Raw genomic sequence first — 16810 nt, 5'->3', positions numbered from 1 at the left:
TACCGGTTATCCGCAAAAACAGATTAAACGTTTAAGCGCCAATGCCCGTAATCTCGGGCCCGCGCCTTGATCGGCTAACGTTGCGGCCGGGTTCATGGGCTGTCCCTGCGCGAGAATGGCGCAATTTTTCGTAAAAAAAGACTCACCAAGGTGCGTATTTCCGGTATAGTGCGCGCCGGCCTTAACACGGCCCTCGTCGAGGTATTGCAGTTCCCCGAAGCCAGCTTCGGTCGCTTGTTCGCCTAGCGGACTAGCCTGGACGATCCATTCATCAAACGTTTTCGCAAATCCCCGCCGACAAAGCAGCCAGGGTGACCTCAAGGTCGTACACGGCACGCGCAGCTTTGAAGCATGGGTCTTTGCGGATGCACTAGAGGCAGACCCATGACCCAGGAAATCGGCGGCTTCGCCGCTCTCGAACTTCATCCAAATATCGTTGCAGCTGTCGTCGCCACTGGCTACGAAGAGCCTTCGGCCATTCAGCAGCAATCGATCCCGATCATTCTTGCCGGTCACGACATGATTGGTCAGGCGCAGACCGGTACGGGTAAAACCGCCGCGTTCGCACTGCCTATCCTGCATCGCATCGATCCGACCAAGCGTGAGCCGCAAGCACTGATTCTGGCCCCGACCCGCGAGCTGGCCCTTCAGGTTGCCACCGCGTTCGAGACCTACGCCAAACAAATGCCGGGCGTGACTGTCGTTGCAGTCTACGGCGGCGCGCCGATGGGCCCTCAGCTCAAGGCCATCCGCAACGGCGCACAGATCGTTGTCGCCACACCGGGCCGTCTCTGCGACCACCTGCGTCGTGACGAGAAAGTCCTGGCGACCGTGAACCACCTTGTTCTCGACGAAGCGGACGAAATGCTCAAGCTGGGCTTCATGGACGACCTCGAAGTCATCTTCAAGGCCATGCCTGAAACCCGTCAGACCGTGCTGTTCTCGGCCACTCTGCCACAGTCGATCCGTGCCATCGCCGAACGCCATCTGCGCGATCCGAAGCACGTGAAAATCCAGACCAAGACTCAGACCGTTACCGCGATCGAGCAGGCTCACCTGCTGGTTCACGCTGACCAGAAAACCTCGGCTGTATTGAGCCTGCTGGAAGTTGAAGATTTCGACGCCCTGATCATGTTCGTCCGCACCAAGCAGGCGACCCTGGACCTGGCAAGCGCCCTTGAAGCCAAAGGCTACAAGGCCGCTGCACTGAACGGCGACATCGCCCAGAACCAGCGCGAGCGCGTTATCGAATCCCTCAAGGATGGCCGTCTGGACATCGTTGTGGCGACCGACGTTGCTGCCCGTGGTCTTGACGTTCCGCGTATCACCCACGTTTTCAACGTGGACATGCCTTACGATCCAGAGTCCTACGTTCACCGTATCGGCCGTACCGGCCGTGCAGGTCGCGAAGGCCGTGCGTTGCTGCTGGTCACTCCTCGCGAGCGTCGCATGCTGCAAGTGATCGAGCGTGTGACCGGTCAGAAGGTTGCGGAAGTCCGCCTGCCGGATGCCCAGGCCGTTCTGGATGCCCGCATCAAGAAACTGACCAACAGCCTGGCGCCGCTGGTTGCTGATGCCGAATCGACTCATGGCGATCTGCTGGATCGTCTGACTGCCGACATCGGTTGCAGCCCGCGTGCCCTCGCTGCTGCACTGCTGCGCAAGGCTACCAACGGTCAGGCTCTGACCCTTGCAGCCATCGAGCGTGACCGTCCGCTGGTTCCGAACAACGCCCCTCGCGGTGATCGTCCAGAGCGTAGCGGTAGCAGCGATCGTGGTGACCGTGGCGATCGTCCTGAGCGTGAGCGTCGTGCGCCGGTTCCATTGGCCGAAGGTCGTGCTCGTTGCCGTACCGCGCTGGGTGCGCGTGACGGTATCGCTGCCAAGAACCTGCTGGGTGCAATCCTTAACGAAGGCGGCCTGGCCCGCGAAGCGATCGGCCGTATCCAGGTCCGTGACAGCTTCAGCCTGGTCGAGCTGCCGGAAGATGGCCTTGAGCGTCTGCTGACCAAACTCAAGGACACCCGTGTTGCGGGCAAGCAGCTCAAGCTGCGTCGCTATCGCGAAGACTGATCTGCCCTTGAGCTGATCGGCCAATAAAAAATCCCCGACTGGTTCGGGGATTTTTTTGCGTTGAATTCAGGCTGGCGGCTGGGGTGTCAGTCGAACCGATAGATGTCCATGCCCAGTGCGCCCATGGTAAAGCCCTGATAAGCGATGCTGAACGCGCCGCCTGCGCCGCGTGCGAAATAAAGCGGCAGCAGGTGTTCGTCACTGGGGTGTGCTCGCACCGCGTGAGGCGCCAGCGTGCGGTAGTGGTGCAGGGCGGCTTCATCATTGCTTTGCAGCTTGTCGATTATCCAGTCGCGAAACTCCGCGGCCCAGGGCTCGACCCTGTCAGGCGCGGCGCTCCAGTCCAGATCGTAAAGGTTATGCGTGATGCTGCCCGAGCCGATCACCAGCACACCCTGTTCGCGCAAGCCGGCCAGTGCCCGGCCCACCTGTGTCTGCAACGCCGGGCCTTGGCGACTGGGTAGTGAAACTTGCACCACCGGTATGTCAGCCTGTGGGTACATCAGCGACAGCGGCACCCAGACACCGTGGTCGAAGGGGCGTCTGCTATCGATGCGGGCAGGCAGGCCATTGGCTGCGAGCAGTTCGACTATCGTCCGGGTCAGCTCCGGCAGCCCGGGTGCGGGGTATTGCATCGCAAACAACTCCGCTGCAAAACCGCCGAAGTCATGCCAGGTCTCGGGCTGTGGGTTGCCGTTGACGATAAGCTCGTGGCTTTCCCAATGGGCGGATACCATCACGATGGCGAGAGGCCTGGGCAGGCTGGCTGCCAGTTGTGCCAGCGCCGGCCCGCTTTCGCCGGGCTCCAGCGCGAGCGTGGGCGAGCCGTGGGAAATAAACAGGCTGGGAAACATGGAGGGCTCCAGAACAGTGGCAATGACCCATAGTCGGTCATCTTCATGATCTAATTCCAATATAAGTTCTAACGCTTTTTGATCGGATTTTCAGGAGGGTTGATGCACGCGGATTTTTGGCAGCAGCGTTGGCGCGCGGGACAGATCGGCTTTCATCAGGCGCAGGTCAATCAGGATCTGCAACAGTATTGGCCCCGACTGGGGCTTGCGCCGGAGGCTCGAGTGCTGGTGCCGTTGTGCGGCAAAAGCCAGGACATGAGCTGGTTGATCGGGCAGGGCTGCCACGTGGTGGGCGCAGAGCTGTCCGAGACGGCGCTCGAAAGTTATTTCAGCGAGCATGGCGTGCAACCGCAAATCACTCGGCAGGGCGACTTCAGTGTCTATGCCGCGCCGGGTATCGAAATATGGTGCGGGGATTTCTTCGTCCTCACATCGCAAGACATTGGCCGCTGCACAGCCTTTTACGACCGCGCCGCCTTGATCGCCCTGCCAGCCGACTTGCGTGAGCGCTATGTGCAGCAGCTTGAAGCGCTGATGCCCCGAGAGTGCAGCGGTTTATTGATAACCCTGGATTACGATCAGAGCCGGCTCGAAGGCCCGCCGTTCTCCGTGCCGCATACGTGGCTCCAGGCGTTCGTGTCCGGGAACTGGAATATCACGAAGGTCGGTGAGCACGATGCGCTGCACAGCAGTCCCAAAGCCTTGAAGGCCGGGGTAGAGCGCCTTGATGAGCAGGTTTATGTGCTGGCGCGGAAATTACGCTGAATTCTGCCCGGCGCCATGCACTCAAGATCGGACGCAGAGCGTCCAGAGCGGCGTTACCACGCTGGAGCGTGGGAACGATAGGTGAAAGATGGCCCGTTGCTGCGGCCCCCGGATCAGTGTCAGGGCGAAGGAACCCGACGAAGTCGTGCCGGAAACGGAGCTGGGACTTTGCCTGCTTTGGTCCCTCAAAGTAGGGCGCCGAGAGGCGAAAAGGTGCCTTGAGTCGAAAACATATCCAGCTGACATCACGGAACCGATAAATCCATTACGTTGCGCGCCGTGAATCAACCGCGGCGGCGCAGTGCCTCGATGCGTTGTTCCAGCGGTGGGTGGCTCATGAACAGGCCGGCGAGGCCTTTCTTGAGGCCGGCGTTGATACCGAACGCCGTCAGGCTATCAGGCATGTTCACCGGTACGCCCTGTTCCGAGCGCAAGCGTTGCAGCGCACCGATCATCGCGTCCGTGCCGGCCAGTCGTGCACCGGCATCGTCAGCGCGGAATTCGCGTTTGCGCGAGAACCACATGACAATCGCACTGGCCAGAAAGCCCAGGACCAGCTCGGCAAAGATCGTCGTGATGTAGTAGGCGATACCCTGACCGTTCTCGGTCTTGAAGATCACTTTGTCGACAAAATTGCCGATGATACGGGCGAAGAACATCACAAAGGTGTTCACCACACCCTGCACCAGCGCCAGCGTGACCATGTCGCCGTTGGCAACATGGCCGATTTCGTGCGCCAGTACAGCCTTTACCTCATCTGGCGAGAACCGCTCGAGCAGGCCCTGGCTGACGGCAACCAGTGCGTCGTTCTTGTTCCAGCCGGTGGCGAACGCATTGGCTTCATACGCCGGAAAAATACCGACTTCCGGCATCTTGATGCCCGCATCGCGGGACAGTTGTTCAACGGTCTGCAGTAACCATTGCTCATGGCGAGTACGTGGCTGGGTGATGATCTGAGTACCGGTGCTCATTTTCGCCATCCACTTGGAGATGAACAGCGAGAACAGCGAGCCGGCGAAACCGAACACAGCGCAGAAGACCAGCAGCTGATTGAGGTTCAGATCAACCCCGTTGGCCGCCATGAACCCATTGAAGCCAAAAAGGCTCAGGGTGATGCTGGCAATCAGCACGACCGCAAGGTTAGTGGCCAAAAACAGCAAAATGCGCATCATGGTCGAAACGTTCTCCTCAGGTATAAATATGTAACTCGATGCCGGGTATATAAGGTGATGACCGTCGCTATTCAACACAGGGACTATTTCAAACTGTGTCCTCTGCTCGAAACCCATGGTAATCGCGCAAAGCTGAACGGCGCCTGAGCCAGAGCAGTCGATGCCTGAAGGGTCTGTCGCGGGTCGAGAGCGCTGTTTTGAGAGCGTGCAAATAAACTGCCCCGAACAGGTCGGGGCAGTCAGGCGCAGCGAGGCAAAGAGGTAACCGTTACTGACGATAACCCTTGAGGAAGTTGCCGATGCGGCCAATGGCCTGCTCCAGCTCGTCGACCCGAGGCAGGGTCACCACGCGGAAGTGGTCAGGATAAGGCCAGTTGAACGCAGTGCCCTGAACCACCAGCAGTTTTTCCGAGAGCAGCAGGTCGAGCACAAACTTCTCGTCGTTGAAGATCGGGCAGACCTTCGGGTCGATGCGCGGGAACGCATACAGCGCGCCCATCGGCTTGACGCAGCTCACGCCGGGAATGTCGTTGAGCAACTCCCAGGTGCGGTTGCGCTGCTCCAGCAGGCGACCTGGTGGCAGGATCAGGTCATTGATGCTCTGGTAGCCGCCCAGCGCGGTCTGGATGGCGTGCTGGCTAGGCACGTTGGCGCACAGGCGCATGTTGGCCAGAATGTCGATGCCTTCGATGTAGCTCTGCGCGTTGTGTTTCGGCCCGGAAATGGCGATCCAGCCCGAGCGGAAGCCCGCAACGCGGTACGATTTCGACAAGCCGTTGAAGGTCAGGCACAGCAGGTCCGGCGCCAGCGAGGCGGTGCAGATATGCACGGCGTCGTCATACAGGATTTTGTCGTATATTTCGTCGGAGAACACCACCAGGTTGTGCTGACGGGCCAGCTCCAGCATGCCCAGCAGCACTTCGCGGGAATACACCGCACCGGTGGGGTTGTTCGGGTTGATGATGACCATGGCCTTGGTGTTAGGCGTGATCTTGGCCTTGATGTCTTCAAGGTCAGGCCACCAGTTGGCCTGCTCGTCGCACAGATAATGCACCGGGCTGCCACCGGACAGCGCAACTGCGGCGGTCCACAATGGGTAATCGGGTGCCGGAACCAGCACTTCGTCGCCGTTATTTAGCAGCGCCTGCATCGACATCACGATCAGCTCGGAAACGCCGTTGCCCAGGTAGATGTCTTCGATGCCGACACCTTCGACCTGCTTCTGCTGGTAGTACTGCATGACCGCCTTGCGGGCGCTGAACAGGCCCTTGGAGTCGCTGTAGCCCTGAGCGGTCGGCAGGTTGCGGATCACGTCCTGCAGGATTTCGTCCGGCGCCTCGAAACCAAACGGTGCCGGGTTGCCGATATTCAGCTTGAGGATGCGATGGCCTTCCTCTTCCAGGCGTTTGGCGTGCTTGAGCACTGGCCCGCGAATGTCGTAGCAGACGTTTGCGAGCTTGTTCGATTTGTTGAACTGCATGGTGATGATCCCGAAAATGGACGAGCTGTTGCCGGCTTGCAATGAAGGTCGCAGCACGTTCGCCATGAAAATGGGTTTGTATGCGACAAACGCGGGTGCCAGACTGATGCCTGACCTGGCGCAATCATACGTGCCACCTGATCTGTGGAAAAGGTACAGATCGGGCTTTTTCGAATTCGGAGGTGTACCTGTGGACAAGTTGCAGAAAACGCTCGAAGAGTGGAAAGAAATGCTCGACCCGGCGCAGTACAGCGTTTGCCGCCTCAAAGGCACCGAGCGACCGTTTTCCGGCAAGTACAACGATACGAAAACAGCGGGCGTCTACCATTGCATCTGTTGCAACGAGGCGCTGTTCGACTCCACCACCAAGTTCGATTCGGGCTGCGGCTGGCCGAGCTTCTACGCCCCGCTGGAAGGCAGTGCGGTGGTCGAAGTGCGTGATGTCAGCCACGGAATGATTCGCACCGAAGTGGTCTGCGCCCGATGCGACGCCCACCTGGGGCACGTGTTTCCCGATGGTCCGCCACCCACCGGGCTGCGTTATTGCATCAATTCGGTATGCCTGGAACTGGTGCCACGCGACTAGCAAGGCAGCGGCATACAGCGGCTGCGGGCCTTATCGGCCTGCATCAATGACCGCAATTGGCGTGCGGTCTGCGCAATTGCACGCTAACGTCAGTGCGCATGTCCTGATCTCCAAATCGCCCCAACCGCCCCGAGGCTTCTTTTGATGAGCGAAAACCTGCTGAACATCCCGGTCACGACGATCAAGGGAGAACAGAAAACCCTCGCCGATTTCGCTGGCAAGGCGGTCCTGGTGGTCAATACGGCCAGCAAATGCGGTTTTACGCCCCAATACAAAGGGCTGGAAAAACTCTGGCAGGACTACAAGGATCAGGGGTTGGTGGTGCTCGGCTTTCCGTGCAACCAGTTCGGCAAGCAGGAGCCGGGAGACGAGGGCGCTATTTCCGGTTTTTGCGAACTGAACTACGGCGTCAGCTTCCCGCTGTTCAAGAAAGTCGATGTCAACGGTGATCAGGCCCATCCCTTGTTCGTTCAGCTCAAGGAGCAGGCGCCGGGGCTGCTGGGCACCGAGCGCATCAAGTGGAATTTCACCAAGTTCCTGATTGGTCAGGACGGCAAGCTGGTCAAGCGTTTTGCGCCATTGACCAAGCCTGAAGAACTGACGGATGACATTGAAGCGCTGCTGCGTTAAGCCTGTCAGCGGTCGTCAGTGACGGGGATCCATTGATCCAGAATACCGGCCAGTTCAGCGCGTCGGAACGGCTTGGCCAGGTAGTCGTTCATGCCGGCCGCCTTGCAGCGTTCACGCTCGTCGGGCATGGCGTTGGCGGTCAGCGCAACGATCGGCAGATTGGGCCAGCGGCCGCTGCTGCGGATCTGGCGGGTGGCCTGGTAGCCGTCCATGACCGGCATGTTGCAGTCCATCAACACCAGGTCGAAATGGCCGTGCTCCAGCTGTTCCAGCGCCTCCCCACCGTGACTGCTGATGATCACTTCGCAGCCGAGCTTGCTCAGTATGCCTTTGGCCACCAGTTGATTGACCGGGTTGTCTTCCACGAGCAGGACGCGGGCCACACGCCGGGTCGGCTGATCGAGCGCCAGCGTGTCCCGCTTGCCGGTGTCTTCCTGGTTCAGGACGCGTCGCAGTGCGTGGTACAGCGCGTTGCGGGCCAAGGGCCGGGCCTGCTGTTGCAATGGCGCAAGGGCTGCAACCTGTTCGCCCGGCATGAAATTGCCGTAAGCCGTGACCAGCAAAATCGGCACCGGCGTGGTCGGGCGAATCGCGAACAGGCACTCGGGGCAGTCGGTGATGACCAGATCTGGAGCATTGTCGAGGTCCAGATCGTCCGGGCTGTCGTCGATACTGCGCCGCTTGAGGTCCACTCCCCAGAAGGGCAGCAGGCTGCCGAGCAATTCCACAAGACCGCTGCCGGCCGAGCTGACCACAGTTACCCGGCCTCTGAGCGGGTTCTGCGCAACCGCAGGCACGTGCACCGGTAATGGCAGTTCAGCGCAGAACTGGCTGCCGAAACCCGATTGCGACTGGATGCTCAATGTGCCGTGCATGGCCTCGCAAAGGTTGTTGGTCAGCGCCAGGCCCAGCCCGGTGCCGCCGTACTGGCGGGTGATTGCGGTTTCGGCCTGGGTGAACGGCTGGAATATTTTTGCCTGGGCATCCTGCGCGATGCCGATACCGGTGTCGCGCACCTCGATGCGTACGCGATGTTCCCCGCTGGCCGCATCCTGATTGTGGGTCAGGCGCACATCGACACGCCCGAAACGCGTGAATTTGAGCGCGTTGGACAGCAGGTTGCTGACGATCTGCCGGACCCGGGTCGGGTCGCCGGTGACCATCGCCGGAAAATCCGGCGCAATCAGGCAGGTCAGTTCCACGCTGGGCGCGGCATTCTGCGAGAGCAGATTGGCCGTGTCCTCGATCAGCCCCCCAAGGTCGAACGGAATGCGCTCGATCTCCAGATGACCGGCGTCGAACTTGGACATGTCGAGAATATCGTTGAGCAGTTCGACCAGCACCTTGCCCGAGTCGTGGGCGATCATCAGTTGCTGGCGTTGCTCGGCCCCGAGCGGGCTGTCAAGCGACAGCGCCAGCATGCCCAGCAAACCGTTGAGTGGCGTGCGGATTTCATGACTCATGTGCGCCAGAAACGCCGAGCGTGCATTCGCCATGTCCAGTGCCGTGCTGCGCGCGATCTGCAATTCTTCGTTGGACTCGCGCAGGCGCATGTTGCTGGACTTGAGCTCGTTGGTACGCGCCGAAACAATGTTTTCCAGCTCGTTGAGATGGTCGGTCAGCCGATCCTCGGCGGCGCGGCGCCTGGAAAATTCGCTGCTCATGGTTTCGAACTGGCGGTTGAACGTGGCGACCAGAACGCCGATTTCGTCCTTCTCGTGATACGGCGGGCAGGTGATTTTCGCCTGATCGACAGTGCGTGGGTCGCGGCTGCTCAAGTCGCGGATGACCCTCACCAGCGGCTTGGTCAGGGTTGCGTAGAACAGAATGGTCAGAATGCCAGCCAGCGCCAGACTGCGGACAAAGCCATTGAGCAGGGTGATCTCGGCGCGTTGCAGAAAGTGGCTGCCGAACGCGAAGGTGTCCACGGTCAGGTACAGTGTGCCGATGGTTTCGTCTGGCAGGTGGTCAAGGTGCAGCTTCTCCTGAAACTGCCGGCTTTCGCCGAACAGCCAGTCACTGAGCACCCGGTAACGCCCGGTCGCAGTCGCTCGTTCGACGCTGGCGAGCACCGTGTCGTTGTTGTCGGTCAGCCTGGCACTGACCACGGCAGGGGAGTGCAACAGCCCAAGGGTGAGCTCCTGGGCGAGTTCGGCGTCGATGTTGTAGGCGATACGCGAGGCCGGGTTCTGGATGATTTCCAGCAGTGATCCGATTTCGCGATTGATGGAGGCGTCTTCGCTGGCATAATCGATCGCAATCTGCGCCACGCTCAACAGGGTGCCAAGCGCAAAGCCGATCAGTACGGCAAGGCGTGCCTGCTTGAACGAAAGCCTGTTTTTGAGCGATATATCCATGAGTACCTACTGCCACTTCTGCTGCGCCAAGCATAGCTGATCGGCACTGGTGATTAATCAGTTAAATATGAGGAGATCCCGTGGATTCTCGGTTGGATGCTTTTTTGCAGCGTGCCGATGCCGTACTGGCTCGGCTCGAACCGTTGCTGCCAGCGCTGCGTGAGCCGGTCGATTGGTCACAGGCGCTGGCGGCTCGCTGGGTGCGTGAAGGCCGTAGCGGCTATCTGATGCCGCTGGAGGTCAGCCTGGAGACGCGGCTGACCGACCTGATCGGCGTCGACCTGCAGCGTGACCAGTTGGGGCGCAACACGCGCCAGTTCATTGATGGCCTGCCCGCCAACCATGCGTTGCTGTGGGGCTCGCGCGGCACCGGCAAGTCGTCCTTGATCCGCGCACTGCTCACCGAATACGCCCCCGTTGGCCTGCGTCTGATCGAGATCGAGCGCGATCACCTGGGCGATTTGCCGCGCTTGGTCGAGCAATTGCAAAAACTGCCGCAGCGTTTCGTGCTGTTCTGTGATGATCTGTCGTTCGAATCGGGCGAGGGTGATTATCGCGTGCTGAAAAGCGTGCTCGACGGTTCGCTGGAGCAGGCACCGGACAACGTGCTGCTGTACGCCACGTCCAATCGCCGCCATCTGGTGCCCGAGAAGGAAAGTGACAATGCCGACTGGAAGCACGTAGACGGCGAACTGCACCCCAGCGAGGCGGTGGAAGACAAGATCGCCTTGTCTGACCGGTTCGGTTTGTGGTTGTCGTTCTATCCGTTCACTCAGGAACATTACCTGAACGTGGTCGAACACTGGATCACGCAACTGGCGCACAAGGCCGGCTTGCAGTGGCAGCGCGACGAGGCACTGGAAAAAGCCGCGATCCGCTGGGCCACTGCCCGCGGCAATCGCAATGGGCGCTGTGCCTATCAATTTTCACGTTACTGGGTAGGCCTACAATTGCTGGAGCAACAAAGATGATTGATTTGCAAAATACCGGTGCCGGCCTTGATGGCTACGCCTTGCTGGCCGCCCAGCTTGAGTCGCTATTGGCCGACGAGCGTGACTTCATTGCCAACGCCGCGCAGTTTTCGGCGTTTCTCTACACCCAGATCGACGACCTGAACTGGGCAGGTTTTTATCTCAATCGTGACGAAGAACTGGTGCTTGGGCCGTTTCAGGGGCAGATTGCCTGCGTGCGTATTCCTTTCGGTCGAGGCGTTTGCGGGGCGGCGGCGCAGAGTCGGCAAACCCAGCGTGTTCAAGACGTGCACGAGTTTGCGGGGCATATCGCCTGCGACAGCGCATCGAACAGCGAGCTGGTGGTGCCGTTGGTCAAGGGCGAGCGTCTGATCGGTGTGCTGGACCTGGACAGTCCGAGTGTGGGGCGTTTCAGCGAGGTGGATCAGGCGGGGGTCGAGCGTCTGGCAGCTATCTTTCTGGCCGCGACCGACTGCTGAGCCTGTCGACCTGCCGCTGCCGGCGTTAGCCTGAGCAGCGGCGGGGCAGTCATCAATCGTAGATGACTTTCTTTTTCCATTCCGATTCGGAATCGTCAGCCTTGAGGCCTTCGGTCAGCGCGTTGTCGTCGTCTTCGGTCGGCGCCGTGTTGGTCAGCACCATCGAGTTGGCGCGCGCCAGTTGTTTCTCCATCGCCAGAAGCTGCTGTTGATAAGTGACCGGGTCCGGCTGGTTGCGCAGGTACTGCACGCCGCGTTCAAAGGCCAGACGGGCCTGACCAGGCTGGTCCTGGGTGAGCGCTGTCTGGCCGAGGTTATTGAAGAACTCGATGTGCAGCGTGACCAGAATGGTGCGAATTTCGCGGATCCAGTGCTTGGCTTCGCTGGTCTGCAAAAAGCCGTCGTGGGCAGCGCGCGTTACCTGACCATGCAGGGCTTCGAGTAGAAAGCGCACGTCCTTGGCCTTGGCTTCGGTCTGAATTGGCGTCACCGGGTTCGGCACATCAATGCGTTCGCCCTTGCCGATCTGTTCTTCCAGTTCGCCAATGCGGTGCTTGAGCTGGGCGTTGCCCTTGTCCAGGTTCAGCATGCGCTGCACCACATTCAGTTCCAGGCGCGTGAGCAGCAGCTTCAAGGCTGGCGACATCAACTGGCCGGGGAATACTTCAGTGATCTCACCGCAGCGACGCAGTCGATCACTGAGTTCTACCTTGGTGCGCGCCTTTTCCAGTTTGCCGTTTTCAGCGACGTGATTCAGGTAGCCGATCGCGATGAGCAGTGCGATACCTGCTACTACCATCAGCGTGATCATGAGTGGGGTCACTGTGCAAACCTCATTTGTTCAAATAATTTTAGTGCGAGTGTAGTGGCTAAGCACAACTGCGCATAGATGTCCTTATTGGACTATGTCGGCATCTCTTCTATATAGATGAGGCCGTTGAGCCGTCGCGAGGCAAATGGCGACCATCGGTCAGCCTCCTGAACGGCATCGAAGTTATTGATTTCAATAAATTTTCAGATTGGGGTTGACGACCCCTCAAAGCATCCATAGAATGCGCGCCACTTACAGCGTAAAGCACACAGCGTAGCGCAAATAAGTAGTGAATGTTGTACGTGTGTCCCCTTCGTCTAGTGGCCTAGGACACCGCCCTTTCACGGCGGTAACAGGGGTTCGAGTCCCCTAGGGGACGCCATTGCGGGAATAGCTCAGTTGGTAGAGCACGACCTTGCCAAGGTCGGGGTCGCGAGTTCGAGTCTCGTTTCCCGCTCCATTTTTAAGCAATCTTGCTCACGGGCAAGGTTGAGTGAAACCAGTACACATCTTCGGATGGCGTCTGGAACTGAAATACACACCATGTGTTTCAGGCTGTGTCCCCTTCGTCTAGTGGCCTAGGACACCGCCCTTTCACGGCGGTAACAGGGGTTCGAGTCCCCTAGGGGACGCCATTGCGGGAATAGCTCAGTTGGTAGAGCACGACCTTGCCAAGGTCGGGGTCGCGAGTTCGAGTCTCGTTTCCCGCTCCATATTCACAAAAACGCCGCTCAACAGAGCGGCGTTTTTGTTTGTGCTTTTTTTGAGCTCCCCCCGCTCAAATGCCAGCTTCCTGGCGGCCACACCCAGCGCTCCTATTACCTATGTCTTTCATGGAACTCATTTTTTGCCAATGCCACTCACCAGGCTGAGCGTCATGAAACTGTGTGCTGACCCTGTCTAGGGATAGCCCGATGTAGCGCCCCAAATAAGAGGGGTTATAGTGAGGTTGCATTATGGTTAGCCGAGACTCTGCCACGGTTATGGATCCTGTATTTCAGAGAGCTATTACCGATCTGCTGAAAAAATATCAAATCAACGTCTCCCTGACAGATACCCAAGGTCGGGACGTTTTTATTTTGTCCATTGAAAACCTGGACATCTATCTTATGGGCAATCCGAGGGGTTATTTGAATATTGCCTGTAAGGCAGGACGACTCTCGGAAGAAATTGGCGATGAGACCTATATGGCTTTGTTGTCGGCAAATCTTTTCGGCCTTGAGCATCCGGTGCTGAGCGTTGGCGTTGCTCTGGAAACAAGGGAAGTGCTGCTTTCTACGCGCCAACCTTTGTCGGAATTGGATTCAGCCGGGATATTCAGGCTGGTCGATAGCGTCATCGAGCATGCTCAAGCGTTGGGCGAGTGGCTGAAATCTTCGCCCGGCAAGCGTTCTGTGCCATTTGCGAGACCCCCCGCATCACTTGGGCCGCATCCATCCATCAAGTTATGAGGTGCTGAAAATGTTTCGTTGCTTCGCAGGACCCTCAGGTACTAGCTCGACCAATAACTATGGGTCATTGTCAGATGCCCATGACCCACGCCTTGAAGCACTGCCTGAGGGAAGGCGCAATGGTCAGGTAATACAGGTATCTACCGCCACCTTCGATAGGATGGTTGTGGCGCACAATATCTTGTTGAAGACCGCTCATGAAACCTTTCCGGACGGTCCGGGGAATCAGGAAGCCAATGTGTGGATGAGTGGTGGACGAAGCTGGATCCGTAAGGAAATGTGCCGCACTCGTGTTGACGAGCACGCAAGCCAGGACCAGCAGATCAAGGGCATCAAGGAGACCGGTGGCGGTAATTGCGGTGAGTACGCGAATACGGTATTTGCCGAACTCCAGCGCACTCAGCGCAACACGCCAGTGTTGAAAGTGTTAGAGTCGTACGCGCACAGCCTTGTGATTGTCGGTGACTGGCGAGACCGCAACACTGGCGATCATGCGGTAGTAGTGGATCCTTGGCAGGGTTTGAAAAAAGTTCATACGTACGGTGAGAGAAGTGTTACTGCGACGCCCTTAGTCACTGCAACCGCGCTGGAAGGCGCTCCTGTACGGTCGGGCAAGCTCAAAGCTGCATTTGCCCTCAAGCCCGCTGCCAGAGAAGAGGTGGATGCTGCAATAAGAGCAAAGACGGGTTCAAGCTCCAGCGGCCCTTGGTTCGCTCGTTCGGTAATTCGAGAAAACAAGGCAGTCATGTTCGATCAGGTTGCCGGAACGCAAAACCTGCACACGGTCTATCGTGATCCATCCGGGAGGGAGTCGGCTTTTAACAGCCTTCCGTCTTCTTACCTTGAAAGCTACCTGGATGCCCGGGACGCTATCGTAAAAAATTATGCCTGAGTGAGGTCTGGAGGCAGTCAACTCGTCATGTATCCGGAACAATAATGCCAATCGCTCGCTGCCCGTTCAGGGCGGCGAGCAACTGGCAGTTCTACAGGCGCGTGAAGACAATCTATATGCATCAAGGCATCTGCGGCGTTTCATTAGGGCGCATGTCAAACACCAGCACTTCTGCGTCCACCCCGTCTTTCAGGCTGATCAACTGTTCGCTGCGCACGCGCACGCCGTCTCCTTCGCCCAGTTGCTCGCCATTGAGTACCACGCTGCCACGGGCGACGTGCACGTAAGCGTAGCGGTTGGCTGCCAGTTCCAGCGTTGCGGTTTCATCACCCTCGAACAGGCCGGCGTACACGCGGGCGTCCTGACGAACCTTCAGCGAACCGTCCTCGCCTTCAGGCGAGATAATCAGTTGCAGGCGACCGCGTTTCTGCTCAGCGCTGAAATGTTCCTGCTGGTAGTTCGGCGTTGCGCCTGCAACGTTGGGTACGATCCAGATTTGCAGGAAATGCACACCTTCGGTTTGCGAGTGGTTGAACTCACTGTGCGCCACGCCGCTGCCGGCACTCATCAACTGCACGTCGCCAGGGCGAATCACCGAGCCGGTGCCTAGCGTATCCTTGTGTTCCAGCGCACCTTCCAGCACGTAGGAAAAGATCTCCATGTCGCGGTGCGGATGCTGGCCGAAACCCTTACCGGCGGTTACGCGGTCGTCATTAATGACCAGCAGATCGGAAAAGCCCTGTTCCTGCGCGTTGCGGTAGCTGGCAAAGGAAAAGGTATGAAAGGATTTCAACCAGCCATGATCAGCTGCGCCACGATCGGAAGCTTTGCGAAGAGTCAGCATGATTCTTTCTCCATCCGTTTATCGACGCTGCACATTCAGCAATCGATCAAGTGAAACGAAGGTTACGGTTTATCGACTGTCGCAATAAGTAGCTGAAAGATGAATGACTGTCTCGCTGTGGTTGACAGTGCCGGGCGGCACGTTACGCTCTGTCGAACAGCATTCAGCGTTCATTAAGGCCTTGATACATGAACCCTTTTGAAGACATGCGTATTTTCTGTCAGGTCATGGAATCCGGCAGCTTCACGGCGGCATCCGACAAACTGGGTCTGTCCAAGCAGTTCGTCAGCCGCCGTCTGATGCAGCTGGAAGAGCGACTCGGCGTGCGCCTGCTCAACCGCTCGACGCGGCGTCTGGATGTCACGCCGCTGGGCCAGAGCTACTACGAATCGGCCCTGCGTCTGCTGGCCGAAGTCGAACAGGTCGAGCAGGGCATCACCGGGCAGAACAGCGAGCCGCGCGGCACGTTACGCCTGAGTGCGCCGTTGTCGTTTGCCGTGGCGCATCTGGGGTGTCTGCTGCCGGTGTTTTTGCAGCGCTACCGTGACGTGGCGGTGGAAGTGGACCTGAGCGATCGGCCGGTGGATGTGATCAGCGAAGGCTACGATCTGGTGCTGCGCATCGGTGTACTGGAAGATTCCAGCCTGATCGCCCGGCGCATCGCCTCGATTGATCGGGTCTACTGCGCCAGCCCCACCTACCTGGCCGAGCGGGGCACGCCGCAACAGCCTGAAGACCTGCACAGTCATGAGTGCCTGCCCTATGGCCACAGCCGTCATGTGCAGTGGCGTTTTCAGGGCACTGGCAAGCCGGTCAGCCTGAACGTCAGCGGCAGGATGCGGGCCAACAACGGCGAGCTGCTCAAGGACGCCGCCCTGGCGGGGCTGGGTATCACCTATTTGCCGACGTTCATCGTTGGCGATGCGTTGCGCGCTGGCAGTCTGGTTCGTGTACTGGATGAACTGCGCCCCGAGCCGTTGACCCTCTCTGCCGTTTATCCGCAGCATCGCCAAGCCTCGCGACCGGTGCAGGCGTTTATCGAGTTTCTGCGTGAGCGCCTGGACTCGACGATCGAACCAGATGATCTGCGGTAGGCGCGAGCTATCATTCTGGTGCCCCGCAAAATCATTATTTTGCATCTTAGGCTAGAACAAAAATGAATTTAGCTAATTTTTGTCCGGGTGTTAGGGTCGTTGGCGGTCAATCTGATCTGCCTGATGCCTCTGGAGAAAACACCTGTGTCGACGATCATTATCCGTTGCGGTAAACGCCTGCTGACAGGGCTGGCCTTGGTGCTGTTTGCTGTGGTGAACACGCAGGCTGCCAATCTGATCGTCGGTGATCAGAGTTACAGCGCGCAGACCGTGATGCAAGCCGCCGGTGTGCTCAAGGATAATGAGATGGTCAGCCCGATCCGAGAAACCCGGAGTGTCTACACTTTCCGG

The 16810-nt window shown here is 58.7% G+C and carries 16 protein-coding genes, 4 tRNA genes and 1 pseudogene; 14 read left to right on the top strand and 7 right to left on the bottom strand.

Going from position 1 to position 16810, the window contains the following annotated elements:
• Positions 1-384 precede the first annotated feature (384 nt).
• Positions 385-2073: a DEAD/DEAH box helicase gene (locus QRN38_RS27285; RefSeq protein ID WP_003373273.1), complete on the top strand. Its 1689-nt coding sequence runs from the start codon at positions 385-387 to the stop codon at positions 2071-2073.
• 86 nt (positions 2074-2159) lie between these two features.
• On the opposite strand, the gene QRN38_RS27280 is transcribed toward QRN38_RS27285, so the two are convergent.
• Positions 2160-2927: a DODA-type extradiol aromatic ring-opening family dioxygenase gene (locus QRN38_RS27280; protein ID WP_057419275.1), complete on the bottom strand. Its 768-nt coding sequence runs from the start codon at positions 2925-2927 to the stop codon at positions 2160-2162.
• Positions 2928-3029: 102 nt separating this feature from the next.
• Between QRN38_RS27280 and QRN38_RS27275 the strand changes: the two genes are divergently transcribed.
• Positions 3030-3692 (top strand): thiopurine S-methyltransferase, encoded by a 663-nt coding sequence (locus QRN38_RS27275; protein WP_057419274.1) that lies wholly within the window; start codon positions 3030-3032, stop codon positions 3690-3692.
• A gap of 284 nt (positions 3693-3976) precedes the next feature.
• Here QRN38_RS27275 and htpX read toward each other — a convergent pair whose 3' ends face one another.
• On the bottom strand, positions 3977-4864 hold the full coding sequence (gene htpX / locus QRN38_RS27270) for a protease HtpX (protein ID WP_004397849.1): 888 nt from the start codon (positions 4862-4864) through the stop codon (positions 3977-3979).
• Between the two features lie 268 nt (positions 4865-5132).
• The gene (locus QRN38_RS27265; RefSeq protein WP_004657364.1) at positions 5133-6344 is read right to left on the bottom strand and encodes a pyridoxal phosphate-dependent aminotransferase; all 1212 of its coding nucleotides are present in this window, start codon (positions 6342-6344) and stop codon (positions 5133-5135) included.
• 190 nt (positions 6345-6534) lie between these two features.
• Between QRN38_RS27265 and msrB the strand changes: the two genes are divergently transcribed.
• Both msrB and QRN38_RS27255 read left to right on the top strand, forming a co-directional pair.
• Complete coding sequence (gene msrB / locus QRN38_RS27260; RefSeq protein ID WP_057418682.1) at positions 6535-6930, top strand: peptide-methionine (R)-S-oxide reductase MsrB; 396 nt, start codon at positions 6535-6537, stop codon at positions 6928-6930.
• Between the two features lie 144 nt (positions 6931-7074).
• Positions 7075-7560 carry a glutathione peroxidase gene (locus QRN38_RS27255; RefSeq protein ID WP_054069060.1) on the top strand — a complete coding sequence of 162 codons (486 nt, stop codon included), beginning with the start codon at positions 7075-7077 and terminating at the stop codon, positions 7558-7560.
• A gap of 5 nt (positions 7561-7565) precedes the next feature.
• Here the strand turns inward: QRN38_RS27255 and QRN38_RS27250 are convergent, their stop codons facing one another.
• Positions 7566-9917 (bottom strand): hybrid sensor histidine kinase/response regulator, encoded by a 2352-nt coding sequence (locus tag QRN38_RS27250; RefSeq protein ID WP_057418681.1) that lies wholly within the window; start codon positions 9915-9917, stop codon positions 7566-7568.
• An 80-nt stretch (positions 9918-9997) separates the two neighbouring features.
• Here QRN38_RS27250 and QRN38_RS27245 point away from each other — a divergent pair, with 80 nt between their 5' ends.
• Together QRN38_RS27245 and msrC are read left to right on the top strand one after the other, a co-directional pair.
• Complete coding sequence (locus QRN38_RS27245) at positions 9998-10888, top strand: ATP-binding protein (RefSeq protein WP_007245108.1); 891 nt, start codon at positions 9998-10000, stop codon at positions 10886-10888.
• Positions 10885-11367: a free L-methionine (R)-S-oxide reductase MsrC gene (gene msrC, locus QRN38_RS27240; RefSeq protein WP_005766803.1), complete on the top strand. Its 483-nt coding sequence runs from the start codon at positions 10885-10887 to the stop codon at positions 11365-11367. The genes QRN38_RS27245 and msrC overlap by 4 nt, the downstream gene beginning before the upstream one ends.
• A 52-nt stretch (positions 11368-11419) precedes the next feature.
• On the opposite strand, the gene QRN38_RS27235 is transcribed toward msrC, so the two are convergent.
• Positions 11420-12178 (bottom strand): hypothetical protein, encoded by a 759-nt coding sequence (locus QRN38_RS27235; protein WP_057418680.1) that lies wholly within the window; start codon positions 12176-12178, stop codon positions 11420-11422.
• 306 nt (positions 12179-12484) lie between these two features.
• Between QRN38_RS27235 and QRN38_RS27230 the strand changes: the two genes are divergently transcribed.
• From QRN38_RS27230 to QRN38_RS27210, 5 genes are all read left to right on the top strand, one after another.
• Positions 12485-12560, top strand: a tRNA-Glu gene (locus QRN38_RS27230).
• A gap of 2 nt (positions 12561-12562) precedes the next feature.
• A tRNA-Gly gene (locus QRN38_RS27225) sits at positions 12563-12638 on the top strand.
• A 99-nt stretch (positions 12639-12737) separates the two neighbouring features.
• A tRNA-Glu gene (locus QRN38_RS27220) sits at positions 12738-12813 on the top strand.
• A 2-nt stretch (positions 12814-12815) separates the two neighbouring features.
• Positions 12816-12891: transfer RNA gene (locus tag QRN38_RS27215), tRNA-Gly, on the top strand.
• A 243-nt stretch (positions 12892-13134) separates the two neighbouring features.
• Positions 13135-13629, top strand: a complete 495-nt coding sequence (locus QRN38_RS27210) for a CesT family type III secretion system chaperone (protein WP_057419329.1) — start codon at positions 13135-13137, stop codon at positions 13627-13629.
• Between the two features lie 70 nt (positions 13630-13699).
• Here QRN38_RS27210 and QRN38_RS27205 read toward each other — a convergent pair whose 3' ends face one another.
• The gene (locus QRN38_RS27205; protein ID WP_255302271.1) at positions 13700-13828 is read right to left on the bottom strand and encodes a hypothetical protein; all 129 of its coding nucleotides are present in this window, start codon (positions 13826-13828) and stop codon (positions 13700-13702) included.
• On the opposite strand from QRN38_RS27205, the gene QRN38_RS27200 reads away from it, so the two are divergent.
• Complete coding sequence (locus tag QRN38_RS27200) at positions 13790-14521, top strand: hypothetical protein (RefSeq protein WP_057419330.1); 732 nt, start codon at positions 13790-13792, stop codon at positions 14519-14521. The genes QRN38_RS27205 and QRN38_RS27200 overlap by 39 nt on opposite strands.
• A gap of 121 nt (positions 14522-14642) precedes the next feature.
• Here the strand turns inward: QRN38_RS27200 and QRN38_RS27195 are convergent, their stop codons facing one another.
• On the bottom strand, positions 14643-15365 hold the full coding sequence (locus QRN38_RS27195) for a pirin family protein (protein WP_005766806.1): 723 nt from the start codon (positions 15363-15365) through the stop codon (positions 14643-14645).
• A 188-nt stretch (positions 15366-15553) separates the two neighbouring features.
• Here QRN38_RS27195 and QRN38_RS27190 point away from each other — a divergent pair, with 188 nt between their 5' ends.
• Together QRN38_RS27190 and QRN38_RS27185 are read left to right on the top strand one after the other, a co-directional pair.
• Positions 15554-16459 (top strand): LysR family transcriptional regulator, encoded by a 906-nt coding sequence (locus QRN38_RS27190; RefSeq protein ID WP_057419331.1) that lies wholly within the window; start codon positions 15554-15556, stop codon positions 16457-16459.
• A 123-nt stretch (positions 16460-16582) separates the two neighbouring features.
• Positions 16583-16810, top strand: a pseudogene (locus QRN38_RS27185) (hypothetical protein); the annotation flags it as partial.

The sequence above is a fragment of the Pseudomonas sp. CFBP2511 genome (assembly GCF_030209255.1).
Classification (GTDB): Bacteria; Pseudomonadota; Gammaproteobacteria; order Pseudomonadales; family Pseudomonadaceae; genus Aquipseudomonas; species Aquipseudomonas avellanae.
This window is presented reverse-complemented; position numbering and strand designations above follow the sequence as displayed.